The organism is Faecalibacterium sp. OF04-11AC, from assembly GCF_003460645.1.
Classification (GTDB): domain Bacteria; phylum Bacillota; class Clostridia; order Oscillospirales; family Ruminococcaceae; genus Faecalibacterium; species Faecalibacterium prausnitzii_I.
This window is the reverse complement of the sequence record NZ_QTVP01000031.1, coordinates 1-25,256: the sequence shown is the minus strand read 5'-3', so window position 1 is coordinate 25,256 and position 25,256 is coordinate 1. Positions and strand designations below refer to the sequence as shown.

Annotated in this window: 21 protein-coding genes and 4 pseudogenes; 24 read left to right on the top strand and 1 reads right to left on the bottom strand. The window is 59.4% G+C overall.

The window, feature by feature from the left end:
- The first annotated feature begins 178 nt into the window (after positions 1-178).
- From DXA70_RS11695 to DXA70_RS11615, 19 genes and pseudogenes are all read left to right on the top strand, one after another.
- The gene (locus DXA70_RS11695) at positions 179-1,498 is read left to right on the top strand and encodes a carboxyl transferase domain-containing protein (protein ID WP_128118568.1); all 1,320 of its coding nucleotides are present in this window, start codon (positions 179-181) and stop codon (positions 1,496-1,498) included.
- 57 nt (positions 1,499-1,555) lie between these two features.
- Positions 1,556-1,930 (top strand): biotin/lipoyl-containing protein, encoded by a 375-nt coding sequence (locus DXA70_RS11690; RefSeq protein WP_128118567.1) that lies wholly within the window; start codon positions 1,556-1,558, stop codon positions 1,928-1,930.
- A gap of 21 nt (positions 1,931-1,951) precedes the next feature.
- A pseudogene (locus DXA70_RS11685) lies at positions 1,952-3,354 on the top strand (oxaloacetate decarboxylase subunit alpha).
- A 192-nt stretch (positions 3,355-3,546) separates the two neighbouring features.
- Positions 3,547-4,425, top strand: coding sequence for a YicC/YloC family endoribonuclease (locus DXA70_RS11680; protein WP_128118566.1), 879 nt, complete (start codon positions 3,547-3,549; stop codon positions 4,423-4,425).
- A gap of 24 nt (positions 4,426-4,449) precedes the next feature.
- Positions 4,450-4,716, top strand: coding sequence for a DUF370 domain-containing protein (locus DXA70_RS11675; RefSeq protein ID WP_022257247.1), 267 nt, complete (start codon positions 4,450-4,452; stop codon positions 4,714-4,716).
- Between the two features lie 4 nt (positions 4,717-4,720).
- Positions 4,721-5,293 (top strand): guanylate kinase, encoded by a 573-nt coding sequence (gene gmk, locus DXA70_RS11670; RefSeq protein WP_022257246.1) that lies wholly within the window; start codon positions 4,721-4,723, stop codon positions 5,291-5,293.
- 13 nt (positions 5,294-5,306) lie between these two features.
- A pseudogene (locus DXA70_RS14780) lies at positions 5,307-6,374 on the top strand (DEAD/DEAH box helicase); the annotation flags it as partial.
- A gap of 191 nt (positions 6,375-6,565) precedes the next feature.
- On the top strand, positions 6,566-7,567 hold the full coding sequence (gene priA / locus DXA70_RS14775; protein ID WP_347553561.1) for a primosomal protein N': 1,002 nt from the start codon (positions 6,566-6,568) through the stop codon (positions 7,565-7,567).
- Between the two features lie 36 nt (positions 7,568-7,603).
- Complete coding sequence (def, locus tag DXA70_RS11660) at positions 7,604-8,140, top strand: peptide deformylase (protein ID WP_022257244.1); 537 nt, start codon at positions 7,604-7,606, stop codon at positions 8,138-8,140.
- Positions 8,140-9,060, top strand: coding sequence for a methionyl-tRNA formyltransferase (gene fmt / locus DXA70_RS11655; protein ID WP_128118565.1), 921 nt, complete (start codon positions 8,140-8,142; stop codon positions 9,058-9,060). The genes def and fmt overlap by 1 nt, the downstream gene beginning before the upstream one ends.
- On the top strand, positions 9,060-9,560 hold the full coding sequence (locus DXA70_RS14770) for a transcription antitermination factor NusB (RefSeq protein ID WP_243001364.1): 501 nt from the start codon (positions 9,060-9,062) through the stop codon (positions 9,558-9,560). Before fmt ends, DXA70_RS14770 begins: the two co-directional genes overlap by 1 nt.
- Before the next feature lie 20 nt (positions 9,561-9,580).
- Positions 9,581-10,381, top strand: coding sequence for an SAM-dependent methyltransferase (locus tag DXA70_RS14765; RefSeq protein WP_243001363.1), 801 nt, complete (start codon positions 9,581-9,583; stop codon positions 10,379-10,381).
- Between the two features lie 43 nt (positions 10,382-10,424).
- Positions 10,425-11,465 carry a 23S rRNA (adenine(2503)-C(2))-methyltransferase RlmN gene (rlmN, locus tag DXA70_RS11645; protein WP_022257241.1) on the top strand — a complete coding sequence of 347 codons (1,041 nt, stop codon included), beginning with the start codon at positions 10,425-10,427 and terminating at the stop codon, positions 11,463-11,465.
- A gap of 10 nt (positions 11,466-11,475) precedes the next feature.
- Positions 11,476-12,225 carry a Stp1/IreP family PP2C-type Ser/Thr phosphatase gene (locus DXA70_RS11640; protein WP_112147560.1) on the top strand — a complete coding sequence of 250 codons (750 nt, stop codon included), beginning with the start codon at positions 11,476-11,478 and terminating at the stop codon, positions 12,223-12,225.
- Complete coding sequence (gene pknB, locus DXA70_RS11635; RefSeq protein WP_128118564.1) at positions 12,218-14,104, top strand: Stk1 family PASTA domain-containing Ser/Thr kinase; 1,887 nt, start codon at positions 12,218-12,220, stop codon at positions 14,102-14,104. Before DXA70_RS11640 ends, pknB begins: the two co-directional genes overlap by 8 nt.
- 12 nt (positions 14,105-14,116) lie before the next feature.
- On the top strand, positions 14,117-14,995 hold the full coding sequence (rsgA, locus tag DXA70_RS11630) for a ribosome small subunit-dependent GTPase A (RefSeq protein WP_128118563.1): 879 nt from the start codon (positions 14,117-14,119) through the stop codon (positions 14,993-14,995).
- Positions 14,996-15,091: 96 nt separating this feature from the next.
- Positions 15,092-15,739: a thiamine diphosphokinase gene (locus tag DXA70_RS11625; protein ID WP_128118562.1), complete on the top strand. Its 648-nt coding sequence runs from the start codon at positions 15,092-15,094 to the stop codon at positions 15,737-15,739.
- Between the two features lie 394 nt (positions 15,740-16,133).
- Complete coding sequence (locus DXA70_RS11620) at positions 16,134-17,585, top strand: DUF3794 domain-containing protein (RefSeq protein WP_243001362.1); 1,452 nt, start codon at positions 16,134-16,136, stop codon at positions 17,583-17,585.
- 123 nt (positions 17,586-17,708) lie between these two features.
- Entirely contained in the window at positions 17,709-19,109 is a 1,401-nt protein-coding gene (locus DXA70_RS11615) for a nucleobase:cation symporter-2 family protein (RefSeq protein ID WP_128118561.1), read from the top strand.
- On the opposite strand, the gene DXA70_RS11610 is transcribed toward DXA70_RS11615, so the two are convergent.
- Positions 19,110-19,757 carry a nucleotidyltransferase family protein gene (locus DXA70_RS11610; RefSeq protein ID WP_243001361.1) on the bottom strand — a complete coding sequence of 216 codons (648 nt, stop codon included), beginning with the start codon at positions 19,755-19,757 and terminating at the stop codon, positions 19,110-19,112.
- 107 nt (positions 19,758-19,864) lie between these two features.
- Between DXA70_RS11610 and DXA70_RS11605 the strand changes: the two are divergent.
- From DXA70_RS11605 to selD, 5 genes and pseudogenes are all read left to right on the top strand, one after another.
- A pseudogene (locus DXA70_RS11605) lies at positions 19,865-20,643 on the top strand (FAD binding domain-containing protein).
- Between the two features lie 19 nt (positions 20,644-20,662).
- Positions 20,663-21,136: a (2Fe-2S)-binding protein gene (locus DXA70_RS11600; RefSeq protein WP_022257231.1), complete on the top strand. Its 474-nt coding sequence runs from the start codon at positions 20,663-20,665 to the stop codon at positions 21,134-21,136.
- Positions 21,133-23,417, top strand: a pseudogene (locus tag DXA70_RS11595) (molybdopterin cofactor-binding domain-containing protein). The gene DXA70_RS11600 and the pseudogene DXA70_RS11595 overlap by 4 nt, the downstream one beginning before the upstream one ends.
- 1 nt (position 23,418) lies before the next feature.
- Positions 23,419-24,120 carry a selenium cofactor biosynthesis protein YqeC gene (yqeC, locus tag DXA70_RS11590; RefSeq protein ID WP_128118560.1) on the top strand — a complete coding sequence of 234 codons (702 nt, stop codon included), beginning with the start codon at positions 23,419-23,421 and terminating at the stop codon, positions 24,118-24,120.
- A 2-nt stretch (positions 24,121-24,122) separates the two neighbouring features.
- On the top strand, positions 24,123-25,163 hold the full coding sequence (gene selD, locus DXA70_RS11585; RefSeq protein WP_128118559.1) for a selenide, water dikinase SelD: 1,041 nt from the start codon (positions 24,123-24,125) through the stop codon (positions 25,161-25,163).
- Positions 25,164-25,256 lie beyond the last annotated feature (93 nt).

The following is a 25,256-nucleotide window of genomic DNA, read 5'->3' as shown; positions in this document are numbered from 1 at the left end:
GGGGCCCGGCAGCTGGCAAAAAAGCGCAAGTAGCAATATGCCCGAAATTTCTGACTATTTGCTAAAAATGTAACATTTCCGGAAAAATCGGAATGGAATAACCCTTGTGCAACTGGGAAAAGTAGGGTATAATATAGCTAATTTTGAAAGTTCACACAGAAAAGCAGGAGGTCTTACCATGGCTTCAAAGAGTACCAAAGGAGAAATCCTCGCCAAGTTTTTCGATGACGGGGAGTACACCGCGCTGTTTGCAGACGGCGCAGTGAGCGCTGCCAGCGGCTATGCGGCTGGCCAGCAGGCTTACGCTGTTTTCCAGAACGGCGAGGCTGTCACCGTCAAAGATGTAGAGAAGAACATCAAAGTCCTGGAGCTGGCTGCCCAGACGGGCTGCCCGGTGGTCACGTTCTATGATTCCGTCGGCGCAAAGCTGGCCGAGGGCTTGGATGTGCTGACTGCCAGCGCCAAGCTGAATGCCACCATCGCAAAGGTGTCCGGCGTTGTGCCGCAGGTCGCCGTTGTGCTGGGTGTGTGCGGCGGCACCAGCGCTCTGAGCGCTGCCAATGCAGACGTCTGCGTGATGGCAGAGGATGCAGAGCTGTTCTTCACCGCTCCCTTTACCGCTGCTGCCAAGGGCGATAAGGTCGCCAATGCCGGTTCTGCCGCTGCCGCTGCCAAGGCTGGTGTGGCTGCCATCGTGGTGCCCACCGCTGAGGAAGCTGCCGAGAAAGCTGCCCACATCGTGGGCCTGCTGCCTGCCAACAACCTGACCGGCCCGGCCATCTTCGAGTTTGAGCAGCCCACCGCTGCCCTGACTGTGGGTGCTGCCCCTGAGAAAGCAGCCGCCGCCTTGATCGATAAGGACAGCGCTGTGGAGATGTACGCGGGCTTCGGCAAGAGTGTCTACACTGCGTTTGTTACCATCGGCGGCAACGCTGTGGGCGTTGTGGCAACCGGCGAGCAGCTGTGCCACAACTGCGTGGCCAAGGCTTCCCGTTTTGTCCGCCTGTGCGACGCGTTCAGCGTCCCCGTGCTGACCATCGTCAACACCAACGGCTTCGTGCCCAGCACCACCGATGACATCGCTGGCGGCATCCGCGAGGCTGCCCGTCTGGCTGCCACTTATGCCGATGCTACCACCGCGAAGGTCTGCGTGCTGGCTGGCAAGGCTGTGGGTCCTGTCTACACTGCTCTGGCCAATGCCGATCTCAAGATCGCGGTCAACGGCTGCACCGTCAGCGCCCTGGAGCCCAACGCCGCTGTCTCTGTGCTGTATAAGGACGAGATCGATGCTTCCGATAACATCATTGCCGCTACCAACGCCAAGGCCGCTGCCTATGCCGCTGAGGTGTGCAGCGCTGCCAATGCCGTTGCCTGCGGCGCTGCCGATATGACCTGCGAGGCTGCCAATGCCCGCGCCAGCGTCGTGGCTGCCTTTGAGCTGCTGAGCACCAAGCGTGCTGCCCGCCTGCCCAAGAAGCACGGCAACATGGCTCTGTAAGAAATGTACATCGAATCAAAACGAGATTGAACTGATTTTGTTCAGGAGGATTCTTCCATGAAGTACTACAATATTACCGTCAATGGCGTTGCTTACAGCGTCTCTGTTGAGGAGACTGCCGCTGGCGCTGCTCCCGTTGCTGCCGCTCCTGTGGCTGCTCCTGCCGCTCCCGTTGCCCCCAAGGCTCCGGCTGCTGCTCCTGCCGCTCCCGCTGGTGCTGCCGGTGCTGTTGCTGTTAAAGCTCCCATGCCCGGCAACATTCTGGACGTCAAGGTCAAGGCTGGCGATTCCGTCAAGGCTGGCGACGTGCTGGCCATCCTTGAGGCTATGAAGATGGAGAACGAGATCGTTGCTCCTCAGGACGGCACGGTTGCTTCCGTCAACGTCAACAAGGGCGACACCGTCAACTCCGGTGACACTCTGGTTCCATGAACTAAGAGAGAGGTGACAACCATGGCCAAAAAGCCGATCAAGATCACGGAAGTCGTCCTGCGCGATGCTCACCAGTCTCTGCTGGCTACCCGTATGACGATGGATGAAATGCGCCCGATCCTGCCCGAGATGGACAAGATCCCTTACTTCTCTGTGGAGTGCTGGGGCGGCGCTACGTTCGATAGCTGCATCCGTTTCCTGGATGAGGACCCCTGGGAGCGTCTGCGCATCCTGCGCAAGGAGCTGCCCCACCAGAAGCTGCAGATGCTGTTCCGCGGCCAGAACATGCTGGGCTACCGCCCCTATGCAGATGACGCCGTCGAGTACTTCGTCCAGAAGTCCGTTGCCAACGGCATCGATGTCATCCGTATTTTCGACGCGCTGAACGATCCCCGCAACCTGCAGACTGCCATCAAGGCAGCCAACAAGGAAGGCGCTCATGTTCAGGCTGCATCAGCTACACCCTGAGCCCCGTGCACAACAACGAGTATTATGTCAAGTACGCCAAGACCCTCCAGGACATGGGTGCAAACTCCATCTGCGTCAAGGATATGGCTGGTCTGCTGACTCCCTATACCTGCTATGACCTGGTCTCTGAGCTCAAGAAAGAGCTGAGCATCCCTGTGGACATCCACAGCCACTACACCGCAGGCCTGGCTTCCATGTCCCTGCTCAAGGGCATTGAGGCGGGTGCTGACATCGTCGATACCGCGATGAGCCCCTTGAGCGGCGGTACCAGCCACATGGCTACCGAGAGTCTGGTCGCCGCCCTGCAGGGCACTGATTACGACACCGGCCTCGACCTCAAGCAGCTGAATATTGTCCGCGCGTACTTTGCAAAGCTGCGCGAGAAGTACATCGCCAACGGCCAGATCAGCCCCAAGTCTCTGGGCGTGGATGCAAACACCCTGCTGTATCAGGTGCCGGGCGGCATGTTCTCCAACATGCTCAAGCAGCTGAAAGATGCTGGCAAGGAAGACAAGCTGGATGATGTGCTGGCTGAGATCCCCCGTGTCCGTGAGGATGCCGGTTATCCTCCGCTGGTCACCCCCACCAGCCAGATCGTTGGCACGCAGGCTGTCTTCAACGTTATCCTGGGCGAGCGCTACAAGATGGTTACCAAGGAGTTCAAGGGCCTGGTCCATGGCGATTACGGCAAGACTCCCGCTCCCATCAAGCCCGAGTTCACCAAGAAGATCCTGGGCGACGAGCAGCCCATCACCTGCCGCTTTGCAGATACCCTTGCTCCTGAGATGGACAAGCTGAAGACGGAAGCTGCCAAGTGGGCTACTCAGGAAGAGGACGTGCTGACCTACGCAATGTTCCCGCAGGTCGCACCCAAGTTCTTCGAGAAGCGCAACGCAAAGCTGCAGGGCGTCGATGCCGACCATGCGGATTTTGCAAACAAGTCTCACCCTGTCTAAATCATAATACCAGAAAGGGCAGCTGCACCATTTGATGCAGCTGCCCCTTTTTTGTTTTTATTGCTTGCAAAAAAAAGGGCAGCAGAGTAAAATATATGATATATGTATCGTAACATGGGTCTGTGTGCCCCAAAGCGGATACATATACGAAGAATGTCCGCAGAAAACCCTTTGGAATACGAGGAAAAAAGCATGATTTTGAGCATGACCGGTTTTGGCCGGGGAACTGCTGTGCGCAATGGCCGCGAGATCACGGTGGAGCTGCGCAGCGTCAACTCCCGGTATTTTGAGTATTCTTCCCGGATGCCGCGCACCTGCAGCTATCTGGACAGCCGCCTGAAAAAGCAGCTCAACGAGCGTGTCACCCGCGGCAAGCTGGAGCTGAGCCTGACGGTCCAGAATGTGGAAGCTTCTGATACTGTGGTCACAGTCAACATGGAGCTGGCCCGCAGCTACCAGCAGGCTCTCCGCACCCTGTCCGAGGAGCTCTGCATCAAGAACGACACCACCACCAGCCTGCTGACCCGGTTCCCGGATGTGCTGGCGACCCGCCACGCTGATGTGGACGAAGAACAGTTGTGGGAGGATGTTTCCGCCGTGACAGCTCAGGCACTGGACCGCTTTGTGGAGATGCGTGCCGCCGAGGGCGCCAAGATGAAAGCGGACGTGGAAAACCGCCTCAACTTCCTGGAGGAGTGCGTCGGCAAAGTGGAGACCCTGAGCGCAGGCCGGGTGGAGGCTTATACCAACCGTCTGTATGAAAAGCTCAAGGTCATTCTGGAAGACCGCAACATTGACGATGCCCGTGTCCTGACCGAGGCCGCCATCTTTGGCGATAAGACCGCGGTGGATGAAGAGACCGTCCGCCTGCGTAGCCACATTGCCCAGTACCGCTCCATTCTGGAGCAGAACGAGCCGGTTGGCCGCAAGCTGGACTTCCTGACGCAGGAGCTCAACCGTGAGACGAACACCATTGGCTCCAAGTGCCAGGATCTGGACATCACCCGCATTGTGGTGGATATGAAAGCGGAGATCGAGAAGATCCGCGAGCAGATCCAGAATCTGGAGTGATCCTCCAAGAAAAGAGGGAACAGGATGAAGCTCATCAACATCGGCTTTGGCAACCTTGTCAGTGCCGGGCGGGTCGTGGCCGTTGTCAGCCCGGATTCCGCCCCGGTCAAGCGTCTGGTCAAAGAGGCGCGGGAGCGTGGAATGCTGATCGACGCATCCTATGGCCGGAGCACCCGCGCGGTGCTCATCATGGATTCCGACCATGTCGTCCTTTCGGCCTTGCAGCCGGAAACGGTGGCCAGCCGTGCCGCCGGGCAGCCGGAGGGCAAAGTGATAGAAGAGGAGCAGTAAAATCATGGAAAATGAAAAATATCTGTTTGTAGTCTCGGGTGCAGCCGGTACGGGCAAGGACAGCGTTGTCAAAGCCCTGCGTGAGGCCCACCCTGAAATCGAAAAGACGGTCTCCGCCACCACCCGTTCGCCCCGCCCCGGGGAGCAGGAGGGTGTGGATTACTACTACCGCACCCGGGAGCAGTTCCAGAAGCTCATTGAGGACGATGAAGTGGTGGAGCACAACTTCTATAACGGCAACTACTATGGTACCCTGAAAGAAGAGGTCAACAAGCGCCTCAACGCAGGCAAGCTGGTGGTGCTGGTCATCGACGTGCACGGCGCGGCCAATATCCGCCGGATGTATCCCGGTGCAACCACGGTCTTCCTGCTGCCTCCCTCGGAGGAGGAGCTGGAGCGCCGTCTGCGGGGCCGTGGTACCGAGACGGAAGAAAGCATCCGGGAGCGTCTTGCCACGGCCAAGCAGGAACTGGCCCAGCAGGACCACTTTGCCGTCAAGCTGGTCAACAACGAGATCGGCCCCTGTGCCGAAGAGCTGTACCAGGTCATCTGCCAGCGTGCAGGACTGAACGCATAAAGGAGCCGCGCGAATGCCAAAAACGGTGGGCGTTGCCGTCAGCAATGCAACCTTTCATTTCGACAAACTCTATACCTACGCCGTCATGCCGGACCAGCAGGACGCTGTCCGCCTGGGCAGCATGGTGCTGGTGCCATTTGGGCGGGGGAGCCGTGCCCGGATGGGGGTGGTGCTGGCCTGCGACGCCGAGCCGGAAAGCTCCAAGCTCAAGTACCTGTTTGACGTCGCCCCGGCCTCGGCTTGCCTGACGCCGGAGCTGCTCAAGCTGGTCTACTTTTTAAAAGAACGGACGTTCTGCACCTATTACGAGGCCGTCAAGGCGGTCATCCCGTATGGGGCACAGTACAAGCCCGCCGTGGCTGCCGATGGTGTGACGCCGGTACTGCAAAAACAGCTCACCCGCCACACGGAGAATTCTTACCAGCTGGCCGGGGAGCTGCCCGCAAAGCCGAAACCGACCGCCAAACAGCTGGCGGCAGTGGCGCTGCTCAGTGGAGGCCCCCGCACGCAGGGAGAACTGGAAGAAAAAGGCATCAGCCGGGCGGTGCTGGACAATCTCTGCACCAAAGGCGTGCTGGCCTGTACGAGGGTCAACCGTTCCATCGACCTTTACGCCAGCATCCCACTTAAAAATGAGCCGATCGTTCTGACGGAGGAGCAGCAGGCTGCCTATGGTGCCCTGCTGCCTCACCTGGAAGATACCGCCCCGCACTCGGCGCTGCTTTACGGTGTCACAGGCAGCGGAAAAACGCTGGTCTTTTTAAAGCTCATTGAGCGGTGCTTACAGCTGGGCCGCAAGGCGCTGGTGCTGGTGCCGGAGATCAGCCTGACACCTCAGATGATCCTGCGGCTCAAGAGCCAGTTTGGCCGCCGGGTGGCCGTGCAGCACTCCGCCCTCAACCACACCGAACGGCTGCTCCAGTGGCAGATGATCCAGGATGGCGGGGCGGATATCGTGGTAGGCACCCGCAGCGCGATTTTTTCGCCGCTGGAAAACATCGGCCTTGTCATCATTGACGAGGAGCAGGAGCATACCTACCGCTCTGAGTCCGCACCCCGGTACTCCGCCCATGAGGTGGCCCGCCAGCGCGCGGCGGAAAACGGTGCACTGCTCCTGCTGGCCAGTGCCACCCCCAGCACCGAAAGCTACTTTGCGGCCCAGAAAGGCCGCACCCAGCTGGTCAGGCTGACCAAACGCTATGGAGGCAACCCGCTGCCCAGTGTCCAGATCGTGGATATGCGGGCGGAGCTGGCTTCCGGCAACCGCGGGAGATCAGCCTTGCGCTGGAAGACGCCATCCGCCGCAACCTTGAAGCCCACAAGCAGACCATCCTTCTCCTCAACCGCCGGGGTTACCAGACGGTGGCTCAGTGCGAGGACTGCCGCGAGGTGCTCAAGTGCCCCAAATGCAGTGTCCCCATGGTCTACCACAAGGCCAGCCACAAACTGCTCTGCCACTACTGTGGCAGCCAGATGGACCCACCCCCCAAAAACTGTCCCGCCTGCGGCGGCAAGCTGCAATACCGGGGCTTTGGCACACAGAAAGCAGAGGAAGAGCTTGCAAAGCTCTTCCCGGAAGCCCGCATCCTGCGGATGGATCAGGACTCCACCGCCGCAAAAGACGCCCACGAGAAGCTGTTGGCCCGGTTTGCCGATCATGAGTATGACATCATGGTGGGCACCCAGATGGTGGCCAAAGGGCTGGATTTTGAGGACGTGACCCTTGTAGGTGTCCTCGGCATTGACTCGCTCCTGTTTGCACAGGGCTTCCGGGCCTATGAAACGGTCTTCAGCCTCATCACTCAGGTGGTGGGCCGGAGCGGCAGGGCCAAAGACCCCGGTTTTGCCATCATCCAGACCACCGACCCGGATAACCCGGTTCTGAACCTCGCCGCCGCGCAGGATTACGATGCTTTCTTCGAGCAGGAGATTGCATACCGCAGGCTGGGCCTTTACCCGCCGTTCTGCGGGCTCTGCGTCATCGGCTTTGCGGGTGGCAAAGAGATCGAGGTGGCCCGGGCAGCAGCCCGTTTTTCCGCTCTGCTGGGCCAACAGGCGGCCAGACAGCCGGACCTGCCTCTGCGGGTGCTGGGCCCGACCCCCGGCAACATTGAAAAAATCAACGACACCTACCGCTATAAGCTCACCATCAAGTGCCGCAATGACCGCCGTTTCCGGGATCTTGTCCGGGAAACGCTGGGCCTCTACGAGCAGGAAAAGCTGCCCTCTAAGGCCTCGGTCGTTGTAGACCTGCACTCGGATGGCGATATTTGATGATAACACAATACAAACTTTTGGAGGTTTCGATTTATGGCGATCCGTAACATTGTAAAAGAGGGCGACCCCATCCTGAACAAGGTCTGCCGCCCTGTGACCAATTTTGATGACCGTCTGGCTACCCTGCTGGACGATATGCGCGAGACGATGATCGCGGCTGATGGCGTGGGCCTGGCCGGCCCTCAGGTTGGCATGCTCCGCCGTCTGTTCGTGGTGTGGGACACCACCGATGCTCCGGACGAGATCCCCGAGGATTACGAGTACAAGTTCATTGATTTCGTCAACCCCGAGATCCTGGCTGTTTCCGAGGATGAAGAGACTGCCTACGAGGGATGCCTCTCGTTCCCTGGCCATAACGGTGCAGTGACCCGCCCGGCGGCTGTCAAAGTCCGTGCACAGGACCGCAACGGTAACTGGTTTGAGCTGGAGGCCGAGGGCCTGCTGGCCCGCTGCATCCAGCATGAGAACGACCACCTGGACGGCATCACCATCATGCAGTCCAGCGAGTATTTCTATGAGGATACGGAAGAGGGCCGCGCTGCAGCCCGCAAAGCGAAAGGAAACAACTGATGCGCATTCTGTTCATGGGTACGCCGGACATTGCTGCCGAGTGCCTCAAGGCTCTGTACGCTGCAGGGCATGATATCTGCGCCGTCTACACCCGCCGGGATAAGCCGGTGGGTCGCAAGCAGGTGCTCACGGCTCCTCCGGTCAAAGAGGTTGCTCTGGAGCATGGCACGCCCGTCTTCCAGCCCCGCACCTTGCGGGACGGAGGCGAGGACGCCAACATTCAGGCGCTGGCCCCGGAGCTCATCGTGGTGGTGGCCTATGGCTGCATCCTGCCCGCCAGCGTGCTGAACATCCCGAAATACGGCTGCGTCAACCTGCATGTCTCCCTGCTGCCCAAGTACCGTGGCAGCGCCCCGGTGCAGTGGGCAGTCCTCAATGGGGATACAGAGACGGGTGTCTCCATTATGCAGATGGATGAGGGCCTCGACACCGGCGATGTGCTGGTCTGTGAGAAGATGCCCGTTGACCCCGAGGAGACCAGCGGCGAGCTGTTTGACCGTGTGACGGCTGTGGGGGCCCGCGTCCTCTGTGAGACCATCCCGGCCATTGCGGCAGGAACGCTCAAGCCCCAGAAGCAAGACCACGAAAACGCCACCCTGGCCCCCATGCTGGACAAGGCCATGGCCGAGTTCAAACTGTCGGAGTCTGCCGCACACATCCACAACTGGGTGCGGGGCATGAACCCCTGGCCCGGTGCCTGGTTTATGACGGCAGGCGGGAAGAAAGTCAAAGTCATGGAGTGCCGTGTGGCCCCCTCCAATGGAGAAGCGCCCGGCACGGTGCTGGCCACCAAGCCTCTGACGGTTGCCTGCGGCGAGGGTGCTGTCCAGCTGCTGCATGTGGTGCCGGAGGGCAAAAAGCCCATGGACGGCACCTCGTTTGCAGCGGGCCTCCGCCTGAAAACGGGGGACAGCCTCTGATGGCGGCCAATCCCCGCGCGGCGGCGGTGGCGGCTCTGGTCCGGCAGGAGCAGGATGGCTTTTCCAACCTGATTCTGGATGCTGAGCTCCGGCGTCGGGAGCTGGATGGCCGCGATAAAGCCTTTGCCAGCGCCATTTTTTACACGGTGCTGGAGCATCGCGGAACGATCGATTCTATTTTGGAGCAGTTTCTGCCCAAAGGCCTTGCCAAATTGGACGCCCCGGTGCGGGAGATCTTGCGGGCAGCAGTGGCGCAGGCACGTTATATGCAGGTGCCTGTCTCGGCGGCTGTCAATGAGGCCGTCAAGCTGACCCGGAGTTTCAAAAAATCCAGTGCGTCGGGCCTGGTCAATGCGGTCCTGCGCAAGGCCTGTGTCTATGACCTGGACAAAGCCGTTTTCAAGGATGAAATCGAAAAGCTCATGGTTCTCGCTCCGCCAGCCGGGAGGTCGCGGAGTTTCTGCACCGCCATTACCCGGAGGAGGCACTTGGCATCCTGACCCATACGGCAGACGGCGGTATGACCAGCCTGCGGGCAAACCCGCTCAAGGTCAGCGCGGCACAGCTGTGTGAGCTGCTGCTGCAAAATGGTGCCAAGAGCGCGGAACCGGGGATCGTCCCGGGCAGTGTGCTGGCCCGTTTTGAGGGCAGCCCGGCGGAGCAGGAGCTCTTCCGGCAGGGATACTACCATGTGGAGGGACAGGCCAGCCAGCTGGCGGCCCTCTGTGTGGAGGCAAAGCCGGGCGATACCGTGCTGGACCTCTGTGCAGCCCCCGGCGGCAAAACGCTGCTGCTGGCTGAGGAAATGCAGGGCACCGGGCGGCTCATCAGTTGCGACGTGACCGAAAACCGCGTCCAGCTCATTGCCAAGGCCGTAGAACGGATGGGATTTACCGCCTGCGTCGAGACGCTTTGCAATGATGCCTCCAGACCAAACCCCAAGTTGCCGCAGGCAGACCGAATCCTGGTGGACGCGCCCTGCAGCGGACTGGGAATCCTGGCCAAAAAGCCGGATATCCGCTATAAGAGCCTGCCCAAAGCCCGCCACGATGAATTATTGGCCACCCAATCGGCCATTCTGGACACAGCAGCCTCTCTGCTCAAAGCAGGCGGGCGGCTGGTCTACTCCACCTGTACCATTGACCCGGCCGAAAATGAGGAACAGGTGGCGGCATTTTTAAACCGTCATCCGGAGTTCCGGGTCGTCACGCCGGAGGTGCCGTTCCCGCAGGGGATGACGGTGGGGGAGCATGGAGCCCTCTCCGTACCTACCCGCACCGGGATGGACGGCTTTTTCCTCTGCGCGATGCAGAAACAATGACCAAATCCCGGTGTGCTGCACCGGGAAGCAATAGGAGAACGCAATGGAACAAAAACGCTGTATATCCTCCCTGACGCTGGAGGAGCTGGCCGCAGAGCTTAAAGCGCTGGGCCAGCCGGGGTTCCGGGCAAAACAGATCTTCCACTGGGTGCATCAGAAGCTGGTCACGGAGTTTTCCGCCATGACCGATCAGCCCAAGACCCTGCTGGCCAAGCTGGAAGAGCAGTTTTATATCGCGGCCCCGCAGATCGAGCGTCGGCAGGAGGCCAAAGATGGCACCGTGAAATATCTGCTGCGGATGGAGGACGGCAACTGCATTGAGACCGTCGTCATGCGCTACCACTATGGCAATACGGTCTGTGTCTCCACCCAGGTGGGCTGCCGGATGGGCTGCCGCTTCTGTGCCTCCACCCAGGCGGGCCGGGTGCGCAACCTGGAAGCAGGGGAGATCTGCTCTGAAATTTATACCGCTCAAAAGGACATCGGGGAGCGCATCTCCCACATCGTCCTCATGGGCATTGGCGAGCCGCTGGATAATTTTGACGAGGTGATGCGCTTCCTCGAGAACATCACCTCGCCGGAGGGCGTCAATATCGGGATGCGGAATATCAGCCTTTCCACCTGCGGTCTGGTGCCCAAGATCGACCAGCTGGCGGAGAAAAAGCTGCAGCTGACCCTTTCCGTCTCATTGCACGCACCCAACAATGAGATCCGCAGCGGGATGATGCCCGTCAACGACGCCTACCCGGTGGAGCAGCTGATGCAGGCCGTCCGCCGCTATCAGGATACCACGGGCCGCCGCGTCAGCTTTGAGTATTCCATGGTGCGGGGCGTCAATGATTCCGATGCCTGCGCAAAACAGCTGGCAAACCTCATCCGGGGCATGGGAGCCCATGTCAACCTCATCCCCATCAATCCGGTGGACGGCAGCCCCTACTCCGCCACCGATGCCGCAAACGTCCGCCGTTTCCAGCAGAAGCTGGAAAGTCTGGGCGTCAACGCCACGGTCCGCCGCCGTTTGGGCAGTGAGATCAGCGCTGCCTGCGGGCAGCTCCGCCGTGACGAGATGAATGGGAAAGCATAAGGAGAAACCTATGAAACTAGCAGGAAAAACGGACGTTGGCCGCGTCCGCCAGGAAAACCAGGACGATTACCGTGCCGGGGAGCTCCCCGGCGATGCGGCTTGGGTGCTTGTGTGCGACGGTATGGGCGGTGCACGGGGCGGACGCGAAGCTTCGCAAAGCGCATGCAACGTCATTGAGCGCTGCTTCCAGGAGCAGTATGCCCAGTGTATGCCCGGCGAGGAGGAAGCGTTTTTAAAGCGTGCCCTCATCAGTGCCAACCGTTTCATTTTCCAGAAAGCTATGCACGAGGAAGCCTTTGCCGGCATGGGCACCACCGCGGTCTGCGCGCTGGTGCGGGCCGGGCAGGCATTCCTGTGCCATGCGGGGGATTCCCGCGCCTATCTCTACCGGGATGGCAAGCTCACTCAGCTCACCCACGATCACTCCTATGTGCAGGAGCTGGTGGACTGCGGCACCATCACGGTGGAAGAGGCCGAGCACCATCCCCAGAAAAACATCATTACCAAGGCTCTTGGCGTGGATTACCGGCTGGAGCCGGAGTGCACCATCGTCAAGGTGCAGCCCGGGGATCTGCTGCTGCTCTGCTCGGACGGCCTGACCAACGCCGTCCCGCGGGAAGACATCGAGCAGCTGCTGGGCAAGGGCTCGTTCTACGACCTGCCGGACCGCCTGGTGGACACCGCCGATGAAAACGGCGGGCCGGATAATATCACCGCCCTGCTGCTGGGCGTAGAGCCGCTGGAGGTACGCCATGGATAATCTCATTGGCCGGACGCTGGACGGCCTGTATGCAGTCCGGGAGCTCATTGGCACGGGCGGTATGGCAAATGTTTATAAGGCAGTCGTGGTGGGGGAAAACGGCCCTGTCCCGGTGGGAACGGTGGTGGCCGTCAAGGTCCTGCGCCAGGAGCTGATGCACGACCCGGACCTTGTCCGCCGCTTTAAAAATGAATCCAAAGCCATTTCGCTGCTCAACCATCCCAACATCGTCAAGGTGTATGATGTCTCGGTCAGCGAAACGCTGCAATATATCGTGATGGAGTATGTGGACGGTATGACGCTGCGGGAGTACCTGAACGAACGCGGCGGCAAGCTGACCAGCCGGGAAACGGTGCATTTCATCTCCCAGATCTTAAAGGCTCTTGACCATGCCCACCGCAACGGCGTGGTGCACCGGGACATCAAGCCCCAGAACATCATGCTGCTGGACAATGGCCAGCTCCGGATGATGGATTTTGGCATCGCGCGGGTCTCCCGGGCCGAAAATCAGCTGGGCGGCGGCAAGGCCATGGGCAGTGTTCATTATATCAGCCCGGAACAGGCCAAGGGGGACGAAACAGACCGCAAGAGCGATATTTATTCGGTGGGCGTCATGATGTACGAGATGCTCTCGGGCAAGCTGCCCTTTGACGCCGACGATGTAGTGGCCGTGGCCATGAAGCAGATCACCGACGAGCCCCGCTCCCTGCAGGAGCTGGCTCCCACTGTGCCGCATGGTCTTGTGGAGATCACGGAACGTGCCATGGCAAAGCTGCCAGCCAACCGCTACAGCAGCGCGGCAGAGATGCTGGAAGCGCTCAATGCCTATGTGGAGAACCCGGCCATCGTCTTCAACTACACTTATCTCCCGGAAGAAGTTCCTGAAAAGGTGGTGACACCCTCTATGAGTCAAAAACGTGAGGCAGGCACTGTCCGCGGCAGTGCCAAAAATACCCGCAAAAAAGGCAAGAAGCGGAGCTCGGCCTTTCTCCCGGTGCTGTTTGGCATCACGGTGGCCTTTGCGCTGGCCTGTGCCGCTTTGTGCTGGAGCATCCTCAACGATTCCAGCAATCTGATGAACCAGAAAGCCGATGTTGTCCTGGGCGATTACAGCGGCATGACGCAGGATGAAGTCAACGCTTCTCAACAGGTGGCCTCCGGCCAGATCACCGTCAACTGGGAGCAGGAGTATTCCAACGACTACGCCGCAGGCTATGTTTACAAGCAGTCTCCCGTGGCGGGCCGTACCGTCCGCGAGGGCCAGAGCGTGACACTGACCGTCAGCCTGGGCATCCAGTATGTCACGGTGCCGGACCTGACCAACTACCTGCAGGCCGATGGCGAACAGCAGCTCAAAGATCTGGGCGTGTCCGTTCTGGTCACCCAGGCGGTGGATGAATCGGTGGCCGCAGGCTCCATCATCCGCACCGACCCGGCCGCCGGCAGTCAGGTGGCCGCCGGGACTACGGTGGTCGTCTATGTCAGCCGCCCGCAGGTGAGCACCACCACCAAGGTGCCCTCTCTGGTGGGCATGAGTGTGGACGATGCCCGCACCCTGCTGGTGCAGAACAAACTGGGCCTCGGCAGTCAGTCGGAGGAGTACAGTGACCAGCCCGTGGGCACCATCATCAGCCAGAACCCCGGCGCAGGGGCATCCATCAAGCTGAACAGCCGTGTCAGTGTGGTCGTCAGTGCAGGCCCGGAGCCCGCACCGGAACCGGAAGCCCCCAGCAGCTCGGATGGCGGCAGTGATGGCAGCTGGTGGGGCGGCCTGTGGGGCAGCAGCGATTCTTCTTCCAGCAGCACGGAGGGCGGCGAGAGTGCATCGTCCTCTGGCGGTGCCACTCTGGGGGACTGGTGGCAGTCCTGGCTGTCGTAAGGGAGGCCGCGGATGAACGATTATATCATGAAAGGCATCGGCGGGTTCTATTACGTCAAAACAGCGGAGGGAATCGTGGAGTGCAAGCCCCGCGGCATTTTCCGCAAACAGAAAATCACCCCGGTGGCAGGCGATGAAGTGACGCTGGAAACCGAGAACGGCGCAGCCGTCATTGCACAGATCGCGCCCCGCAAAAACGTCTTTGTCCGTCCGCCGGTGGCAAACCTGGATGTGCTGTTCCTGGTGGCCAGCACCACACAGCCTACCCCCAGCACACTGGTACTGGATAAACTCTCGGCCATTGCAGTGGATAAAGGTGTTCAGCCCGTCATCGTCTGTACCAAAGGCGACTTGGCCGAAGCCGAGTTCCTGCGCTCGGCTTATGAAAAATCCACCCTGCCTTTCATCCGGATCGATTATGAGACCGGAGCCGGGCTGGACGAGGTCAAGCAGTGGATCACAGGCCGTCTGTGCGCGTTCTGCGGAAACTCCGGCGTGGGCAAATCCACGCTGCTCAATGCGTTGCTGCCAGACGTGGAGCGGGAAACGGGTGCCATCAGCCAGAAGCTGGGCCGTGGCCGCCACACCACCCGGGAAGTGACCATTTTTGAGGCGTTTGGCGGGCGCATTGCCGATACGCCCGGCTTTGCCAGCCTGGAAGCCAACCGTGCCGGGTTTATCCCGAAAGAGAATCTGGAACACGCGTTCCCGGAGTTTGGGCCTTACCTGGGAGAGTGCCAGTTTACCGGCTGTTCCCACCGTGCAGAAAAAGGCTGCGCCGTCCGTGCCGCATTGGCCGAGGGGAAACTCTCCCAGACCCGGTACGACAGCTATTGCGCCATGTACGACGAAGTAAAAGACGTCAAAGACTGGCAGCGGCCCAAAGTTTAAAAACCTCTCACCCGTTCCGTCCCCCTACGGGGGGCGCGTCCGGGAGCTCCCCTAACAGGGGAGCCAAGAATCGAGGAAGAAAGAAGAATCAGTTTTATGTCCCGTTGTGTGATCCTTTCCGCCTGCCCGGTTTCGCCGGAACTGGCAAAGCTGCTGCGCCCGGATGATTTCATCATCGCCTGTGACGCAGGCTACCGCAATTGCATTCCGCTGGGCTGCAAGCCCAATATCATAGTGGGCGATTTTGATACGGCTCCCTGCCCGGAGCAGCAGGATGACGACATTGTTGTTCTGCCCCATGTCAAGGATGATACCGATACCGAGTATGCCGCCAAGCTGGTCTCTCAAAAAGGCTTTACGGAGGTGTTGCTGCTGGGTGCTCTGGGTGGCAAGCGGCTGGAGCATACACTGGCAAACCTTTGCACCGGCCTTGGGCTGGAGCAGCGCGGCGTGCGGGTCACCATTCAGGATGAGCGCAGCCGCGTCAGCTATGTACTCCCCGGTGAGACCCGCAGCTACCCCAAGGAAGATTATTTCTTCTTTTCTGTCTTCCCGTTGGAGGGAAAGGCCGAGGGTGTGTGCGAGAACGGTTCGTTCTATGAACTGACGGATGCGATCTTGACAGCAACCTATCCGCTGGGCGTCAGCAATGAATATGCTGAGGGCTCTGACTGCATCACCGTCAGCACCCGCACCGGAGCACTGGTGGTCGTTGAAACGCTGGCAGACGGTCCTGTTTGCTGAAGCGCCTGCACATTTTGTGCGCAAACCGCTTATACTGGGGCAAAACCAGTGAAAGGCGGGGTGCATCCATGCAGGTGGTTGTGGTAAAAAGCCCGAAACTTCTCCGGGGGCTGCTGTGCCGGTTGTTCGGCATCAAAAAGAGCCCCAAAGAGAACCTGTAACAAAAATCTGCCGGATGGCTGTGTGCTGTCCGGCAGATTTTTTGCGCATACCGTTTCATTACAGAGCATAAAATGTGCCAAGCGGACAGGAAAGGAGCGCGTTGCATGGAACTGAAGATTTTCCGGGATGCTTTGCCCGCTGCAGGTGCCAGCTGCACCCTCAAGGCGGAGCTCCCGTTGGAAACAGAGATTTTGATTTCCGATTACCTGCCCCCGGTCTTTAAACTGGTCAAGTGTTTTGTGCGGCCGGTGGTGCTGCAAAAACAGCTGCAGCCCGGGCGGCTGACGCTGGACGGCTACCTGCGCTGTACGGTCTATTATCAGGCGAGGACGGCGCGGGCCTCTGCCAGACCGAGCAGAAGCTGCCCTTTACCAAAACGCTGGAGCTGCCGGAATTCCCATTTACGGCGTGGGCGGCACAGGTGGAGGGACAGACGGAATATGTCAATTGCCGGGTGGTCAACCCCCACCGTATCGAGGCACGGGGCGCGTTCGGGCTGGTGGTATCGGTTCATGCGCAGAACAAAACAGAGCTCATCACTGCACTCTCGGAGGGGGGCATTGAGCAGAAGTTTACCACCATTACGGGCGTGCGGCGTGCCGCTGCGCTGGAAAAGCTGATCACCGTGGAGGGGGAGCTTGCACTGGAAACAGCCCCGGCGGCAGTTCTGGACATCACCGGCACGGCAGAGGTCCGGGAGCTGAAAGTCTTGCGGGGAAAGGCTGTTGCCAAGGGAGAAATCAAAGGACAGTGTGCCTGGCGTGCCGAGGGAGAGACGAGCCTGCGGAGCACCAGCATCACACTGCCGTTCAACCAGGTGCTGGACGCGGAGGGACTGAGTGAGGACTGCCGCTGCCTGTGTGTGGTGGAGCCCACCGGGTTCACACTGGCACAGGGCGAGGGGGACACTTCCGGCCCCGGCACACTGACCGTGACCGCCATGCTCCGGCTGCGGGGTTGGCGGCCTTACCAGCTCCAGTGCGTGACCGACGCGTTCTCAACGAAATTTGAGACGACACAGACCATGCAGAACATCTTATCCGAGCGGATCGTCTGCCCGCTGAGTGCATCTGCTCCCCTCAAAGGCTCCGGTGCACTGCCGGATGCCGGGGCAAGAGTGCTGGCCTGTTTTGCCTCTTTTGGCCCGGCTCAGCTGGCATTCCAGAATGGCCGCTGGAACCTGACGGCCCGGGTAACCGTCACGGCCTTTGCGGAAAATACGCTGGCCGAGCTGGAAAGCTATGAAAAAACGTTGGAAATGGATCTTGCGCTGGATACCACGCTGCCGGAAACAGCGGATCTCTACCCGGAGTGCTGGCTGAGTGTGGAAGATCTGCAATGCACGGCACAGGGCGGTGCACTGGAAGTAACGGTGACGGCCCGGGTGGAGGGGACGATCCTGGAGCGCTGCACAACAGCCTGCGTGGAGAGCATTGCACTGGGAGAACCGCTGACTCCAGCCGACCCGGAGATCTCGCTGCGGGTCTATTATGCACAGGCAGGGGAGCAGCTGTTTGAGATCGCCCGGAGATTCTCCGTCTCCCCAGGCAGATGCTGGCTGCCAATGACCTGCCCGAGGGCACAGAGACCCTTGCAGCGCCTCGCAGACTGCTGGTACCCGGCGGGTAATATTTGCCAAACAACCCGAGTCTTGTCTGTAAAAACTGCACAAAGCCCGATTTAAGTATGACTTATGAAAGAAACGGGAACAAAAACTTGCGGAACCCTCTGGTAAAGTGCCGCTGGCGCTGTTATAATTTGAACCGTCTGTTAAAAGAGAACCCCAAAAGAGGGAAGGAGCAAGGATATGTTAAAAAGTACGGAGCTGGAAAGCGCAGCTTACCAGTTTGAAGCAAAAATGCCCCTCAAGCACGCCATCCCGCTGGGTCTGCAGCATGTGTTTGCCATGTTTGTGGGCAACCTGACCCCGCTGCTGATCATCACCAGCGCCTGCGGCCTGGCAGGCGGCGAGTTTGCCGACCTGCAGGTCAGCCTGCTGCAGAACGCCATGTTTGTGGCCGGCATCGTCACGTTGGTCCAGCTGTATGCAGTGGGCCCCGTCGGCGGCAAAGTGCCCATCATTATGGGCACCAGCTCAGGCTTCCTGGGCGTGTTCAACAGTGTGGCGGCTACCATGGGCGGCGGCGTCACGGCCTATGGTGCCATTATGGGCGCGTCCATTCTGGGCGGCATCTTTGAGAGCGTCCTCGGCGTCTTCCTCAAGCCTCTGCGCAAGCTGTTTCCCGCGGTCGTTACCGGCACGGTCGTGCTGTCCATCGGCCTGTCGCTGATCTCCGTCGGCATCAACTCGTTCGGCGGCGGCAACGGTGCAAAGGACTTTGGCTCTATGGAAAACCTGCTGCTGGCAATTTTCGTGCTGGTGGTCATCCTGTTCCTCAAGCACTGGACCACAGGCTTTCTGAGCTCTTCTTCCATCCTCATCGGCATCATCGTGGGTTATGTTGCTGCCATCATGATGGGCTTTGTGCTGCCCACCACTGGTGTCACCGCTGACGGCGTGGAGTTCACCAAGGCCTGGGTCCTCAACTGGGACAAAGTAGCACAGGCCAGCTGGTTTGCCATTCCCAAGCTGGTGCCCGTTAAGATCGTGTTTGATCTGCGCGCCATCCTGCCCGTGATGGTCATGTTCATCGTCACCGCTGTGGAGACGGTGGGCGATATCTCCGGTGTGATGGAGGGCGGTATGAACCGCGAGCCCAGCGATAAAGAGCTGTCCGGCGGTATCATCTGCGACGGCCTGGGCTCCACCTTTGCCGCCTGCTTTGGCGTGCTGCCCAACACCTCGTTCAGCCAGAACGTCGGTCTGGTGGCCATGACCAAGGTGGTCAACCGTGGTGCACTGGCTACCGGTGCAGTCTTCCTGATCCTCTGCGGCCTCATCCCCAAGCTGGGCGCACTGGTCTCCATTATGCCTCAGGCTGTTCTGGGCGGCGCGGCTGTCATGATGTTCTCTTCCATCGTGGTGTCTGGTATCCAGCTCGTCACCAAAGAGAAGATGACCCCGCGCACCCTGACCATCGTTTCCGTGGCTCTGGGCGTCGGTTATGGCATGGGTGCAAACTCCAGCATTCTGGCACACACCCCGCAGGCCATCCAGCTCATCTGCGGTGAGTCCGGCATCGTCCCGGCAGCCTTTGTGGCCATCGTGCTCAACCTGCTGCTGCCGAAAGACGACAAAGCGGAATAATTACAGCATCGCTTCCAGCTTCTGCAGGGCTTCCGGGGTGTCGGCATCCCACAGCTCTTCGTGGTGAGCGGTATAAAAACAATGTACCTGTTCCGGATACTGCCGGAGCAGAAAACTGCCGCCCTTGCCCTCGGGCAGGGTGCGCAGGGCGGGGAAATACCCGCTGTCAAACAGAACGGGACTTCCGACCAGGGGTGTCGGGTCATCTTTGGCCCGATATGCCAGCCGGAAGATCATCCGTTCTGTTTCTTTTTGTGTCCGGAGGTGCTCTGCAAAGGCGCGGAGCAATGATTCTACGCTCTCCCGCCGCAGCAGAGGCTGATCTCCGGGCAGGAACATGCAGCCCGCAAGGTCAGGCCGCTCTGCCAGCAACGCTTCCAGTCCCAGCCGCACAGTGTCGTTCCGGCCTGGCAGAGCGTGGAGCAGGCAGGGAACGCTGACTTCTCTGCAGAGCGTTTCTACCTCCGGGGAGCGGGCCACTACTACCCGTGAAGCCAGAAGCGGCGTGTCCGTAGCGGCAAAAGCGCGGCGGAGCATGGGCTCTCTGCCGGAGCCAAAGGGTGTCAGCAGTTTGTTGGAGCCAAAGCGGGTGGAAAGCCCCGACGCCATGATGACACACCCGACGGGCAAGGTCTTGTTTTCTGCCATAAAAAGTCTCCCTTACAATCGCGGCAAAATTGCTGTCTTATCAATAGCATTATAAAATAAATTGTGTTAAAATAAAAGTAATCACCGAAAAAAGAGAGGAACTGCGTATGATGACGATTCGGGAATATAAAAAAGCCGAGAGCCTGGAAGAAGCATGGCAGCTCAACCAGAAAAAAACCAACCGTGTTCTGGGTGGAATGATCTGGCTCAAGATGGAGAATATCAACGTTGGTACTGCCATTGATCTGTCCGGCTTGGGGCTGGACACCATTGAGGAGACGGACGAGGCTTCTCCATTGGTGCCATGGTCACGCTGCGCCAGCTGGAGCTGCACCCCGGCCTCGCTGCCTATACGGACGGTGCCGTGCGGGAATCGGTGCGGCACATCGTGGGCGTGCAGCTGCGCAACCTCGCCACGGTGGGCGGCAGCATTTACAGCCGCTTTGGCTTTTCCGATGTTCTTACCATGTTCCTGGCGCTGAATGCTTCGGTGGAACTGTATAAAGGCGGCATCGTCCCGCTGGCGGAGTATGCCCAGCGCCCCTATGACCGGGATATTCTGGTGCGGGTCATTGTGCCAAAAGAAGACGCAAAATTCTGCTACCAATCGGTGCGCAATAGTCAGACAGATATTCCGGTGCTGACCTGCGCGGCCGCAAAAAACGCCGCCGGGGAGTATCGCTTTGCCATCGGGGCCCGCCCGGGCAAGGCCGTGCTCTATACCCTGCCGGCCGATGCAGGGGAGACGCCGGAGCTCACGAGCGCCCGGTTTGCTGCCTCCATCCGGAGCAGGATCAAGACCGAGAGCAACATGCGCGGCAGTGCGGAATACCGCAACCATCTGGCAGGTGTGCTGGTCAAGCGCGCCGTCAAGCAGCTGGGCTGAGAGAGGAGACGACCCTATTATGCAGATCAATCTTATCTTAAACGGCACCAAGGTGTCGGTCGATGTGGCCGCGGACACCCTGCTGCTGGATCTTGTGCGCAGCCAGGGCTGTGCCAGTGTCAAGCGCGGCTGTGAGACCTCCAACTGCGGTTTGTGCACGGTGTTCCTGGAGGACAAGCCCGTCCTTTCCTGCTCCGTTCTGGCTGCCCGTGCCGATGGCAAACGGGTCACGACACTGGAGGGCCTGCAGGAAGAAGCCGCGGAGTTTGGTGCATTCATTGCGGACCAGGGCGCAGAGCAGTGCGGCTTCTGCAACCCGGGCTTTATCATGAACGCCCTCGCCCTTTTCCGGGAAAAAGAATACCCCACGGAAGAGGAAATCAAAGAATATCTTTCCGGCAACCTCTGCCGCTGCTCGGGCTATGAGGGCCAGCTGCGGGGTATTTTGAATTTCCTTGCCTGGAAAAAACAGAAACAGGAGGCCGCCGAATGAAAACCGTCAGCAAAGCATACCGCAAAAAAGATGCCATGCAGCTGGTAACGGGCCAGCCAGTTACATGGATGATCTCGTTCCGGCCAACTGCCTCATCGTCAAGCTGCTCCGCTCGCCCCACGCCAACGCGATTGTCAAGACCATCAATACGGCGGTGGCCAAAAAGGTGCCGGGCATTGAGGCGATTTTTACCTGGGAAGACGTCCCGCAGGATGCTCCCCGGTATACCCAGGCAGGCCAGACGTTCCCGGAGGCCAGTCCCCGTGACCGCCTGCTCATCGACCGCCATGTCCGTTTTGTGGGCGATGTAGTTGCCATTGTGGCCGGCAAAGACGAAAAATGCGTGGACAAGGCCCTCCGACTCATCAAAGTGGAGTACGAGGTGCTGGACGCTGTTTTGGATTACCACACGGCCAAAGATAACCCCGTTCTGGTCCATCCGGAGGAAAACTGGGAGGCCCTCTGCCCGGTGGGAGCTGACAATAAGCGAAACCTCTGCGCCCATGGGGAAGAGGGCGATGGGGACATTGAAGCGGTACTGGCAAACAGCGATATCGTCATTGAACACACCTACCATACCAAGGCCTGCCAGCAGGCATGATGGAAACATTCCGCACGTATTGCTCCATTGATTTGTATGGACGTCTGAACATTCTCAGCTCGACGCAGATCGTCTTCCATACCCGCCGCAATGTGGCCAATGCCCTGCATATTCCCAAATCCATGATCCGGGTCATCAAACCCCGCGTCGGCGGCGGTTTTGGGGCCAAGCAGACCAACGTCTGCGAGGTTTACCCGGCTTTTGTGACCTGGAAGACCAAGAAACCCTCCAAGATCATTTTCAGCCGGGTAGAAAGCCAGATCGCTTCTTCGCCCCGCCATGAGATGGAGATCCATCTCCGGCTGGGTGCTACCAAAGAGGGCATCGTCAAAGGCATTGATATGCATACGCTCTCCAATACGGGCGCTTACGGCGAGCACGGCCCCACCACGGTGGGCCTGTCCGGCCACAAATCCATCCCGCTCTATGCCAAGGCAGAAGCATTCCGCTTTACCTATGATGTGGTCTACACCAACCACATGTCGGCGGGTGCTTACCGCGGTTACGGCGCAACGCAGGGCCTGTTCGCGGTGGAATCCGCAGTCAATGAGCTGGCGGCAAAACTCCATATGGATCCGTTTGAGATCCGCCAAAGGAACATCGTCAAAGAGGGCGACTACATGCCCGCGTACTATGGGGCCACCAACACCAGCTGCGCGCTGGACCGTTGCCTGGCCAAAGTGCATGAGATGATCCGCTGGGACGAGAAATACCCGGTCCACGATCTGGGCAACGGTAAAGTCCGTGCCGTCGGTATGGGCATGGCAATGCAGGGCTCTGGTATTTCCGGCATGGATGTGGGCAGCGCGACCCTCAAAGTCAACGATGAGGCTTCTACAGCCTCGTCATCGGTGCAGCCGATATGGGGACGGGCTGTGACACCACGCTGGCACAGATCGCAGCCGAAGTGCTGGACTGTGAGCTGGATGACATTACCGTTTTTGGTGCAGATACTGACACTTCACCATACGACTCTGGCTCCTATGCCTCCAGTACAACGTATGTCACCGGCAAGGCTGTGGAAAAATGCGCCCTCAAGCTCCGGGAGCAGATCAGCAGCTGGGCGCTGAGATGTTGGAATGTGCCCCGGATGAAGTGACCTTTGACGGAAGAAAAGTCTATGTGGACGCTGCACCGGAGCGCGGCGTTTCGCTGGCGGAGATCGCGAGCGCTTCCCAGTTCGGCCACATGGTCCCGCTGGAAGTTACCGAAACCCATACCTCTCCGCTGTCGCCTCCGCCGTACATGGTGGGTGCTGCGGAAATCGAGCTGGACAAAGAGACCGGCGAAGTCAAGGTTCTGGAATTTGACGCCTGTGTGGACTGCGGCACGCCCATCAACCCCAACCTGACCCGGGTACAGGCCGAGGGAGGGATCCTGCAGGGCATCGGCATGACCTTGACCGAGAACATTACCTATGATGCCAAGGGATACCCGATGGAAAATTCGCTCTTCCAGTATAAGATCCCGGCCCGTGTGGATATTGGACACATCAACGTGGAGTTTGAGAACAGCTATGAGCCAAACGGCCCGTTTGGTGCGAAATCCATCGGTGAAGTTGTCATTAACACACCGCTGCCGGCAATCTCGGACGCTATTTACAACGCCATCGGCACCCGTTTCTATGAGCTGCCCATTACGCCGGAGCAGATCGCAATGGCAGTGGCAGAGCAGGAATAATATGCTGGATGAAATACAGCTGCCCTTTCTGGAAGAAAAGGGGCATATCGTTTCACTGGTGGGCGGAGGCGGGAAAACCACCCTGCTGCACGCCATGGCGGCGCACGGTGCCCGCAAAGGCTGGCGGGTGCTGGCTTCCACTACCACTCACATCCAACGCCCGAAAGAACCACTCTTGGCCAGAACGAACGCGGAGCTTGCAGCTCTCTGGACGAGTGGCAACTATGCGGTAGCAGGAGCCCCGGCCCCGGACAACAAACTGACACAGCCGCCGCAGCTGGAACGCTGGATGGCGCAGGCAGACGCGGTCTTTCTGGAAGCAGATGGCGCAAAGCATCTGCCCTGCAAGGCCCCGGCGGCTCATGAACCGGTGCTGCTGCCTCAAAGTGATATTGTGCTGGCAGTGGCAGGGCTCTCCGCAGTGGGAAAGCCGCTGCAGGAAGTCTGCTTCCGGCTGGAAACGGCCTGCACATTGCTGGGCGTTCCGTCGGAGACGATCCTGACGCCGGAATTGCTGGCGAAGCTGCTGGCCGATGAACAGGGCGGGCGCAAGGCTGTTGGGGCGCGCCATTTTTATGCGGTACTCAACCAGGCCGATATGCCTGCGCGCCGGGCAGCAGGAGAGCAAACCAAGAAGTTGCTGAAAAGGGATTATAATGTGGAGGCTGTGCTGACGGCTTTTTCAAAGGAGGAGCGTGCATAAAGATGCCGGAGAAAGAAAAAATCGTCTTCTGTACCGGGGGCGGCTGTACGGCCAAGCTGGGTGCCGGAGTGCTGAGCCATATTCTGGAAAAGCTGCCCCGGGGCGAGAAAGACCCGAATCTGCTGGTCGGCTACGACAGCCGGGACGATGCCGCCGTTTATAAAATCACGGAGGATATCGCACTGGTACAGACCGTGGACTTCTTTCCGCCGATGGTAGATGACCCTTACACGTTCGGGCAGATCGCGGCCGCCAACGCCCTCAGTGATGTCTATGCGATGGGCGGCGAAGTGAAGACGGCGCTGAACCTTGTCTGTTTCCCGGAGAGCATGGATCTGAACGTTCTGGGAGAGATCCTGCGCGGCGGTGCGGAAAAAGTCGCCGAAGCGGGCGGGATCCTTGCAGGAGGGCATTCCATTGCAGACACGGGAGTCAAGTACGGCCTCTCGGTCACGGGCCTGGTAGATCCGCACCACATCTATGCCAATGACGCCGGGCGGCCCGGAGACAAGCTCATCCTGACCAAAGCACTGGGCGTGGGGCTCATCTGTACCGCCAATCGGGTGGGGGAAGCTGCCCCGGAGCATCTGGCAGGGGCGATCCAGTCCATGACGACACTGAATAAAACGGCGGCTCAGATCAGCCGGAAATATGCTGTCCATGCCGCGACAGATGTGACGGGATTCAGCTTCCTCGGCCATCTGCACGAGATGATGGGCGGGAAACTTGCCTGCCGGGTGGATGCCCGGCGGGTCCCGGTTTTGCTGGGTGCATGGGAAGCGGCCGATGCTTTCCTGTACACAGCGGCGGGCCAGCGCAACCGCAATCACACCGGGCCCTTTGTCCGGTTTGAGAATGTGCCGTTTGCGATGGAAGAAATTTTATTTGACCCACAGACTTCCGGCGGACTGCTGCTGGCTGTGGCACCGCAGGATGCCGACGCACTGGAAGCTGAACTGAAAAAGGTTGGTCTGCCTGCAGCCATTGTAGGCAAAATTTTGGAAAAAGAAGAGAAACAGCCGGAAATCACGGTTATATTCTGATATTAGGGGGAAACACTTATGGTAAAAGTAGACGCGCGCGGGGATGCCTGCCCGCTTCCGGTCGTCAAGGCAAAAAGGCACTCTCAGAGCTGA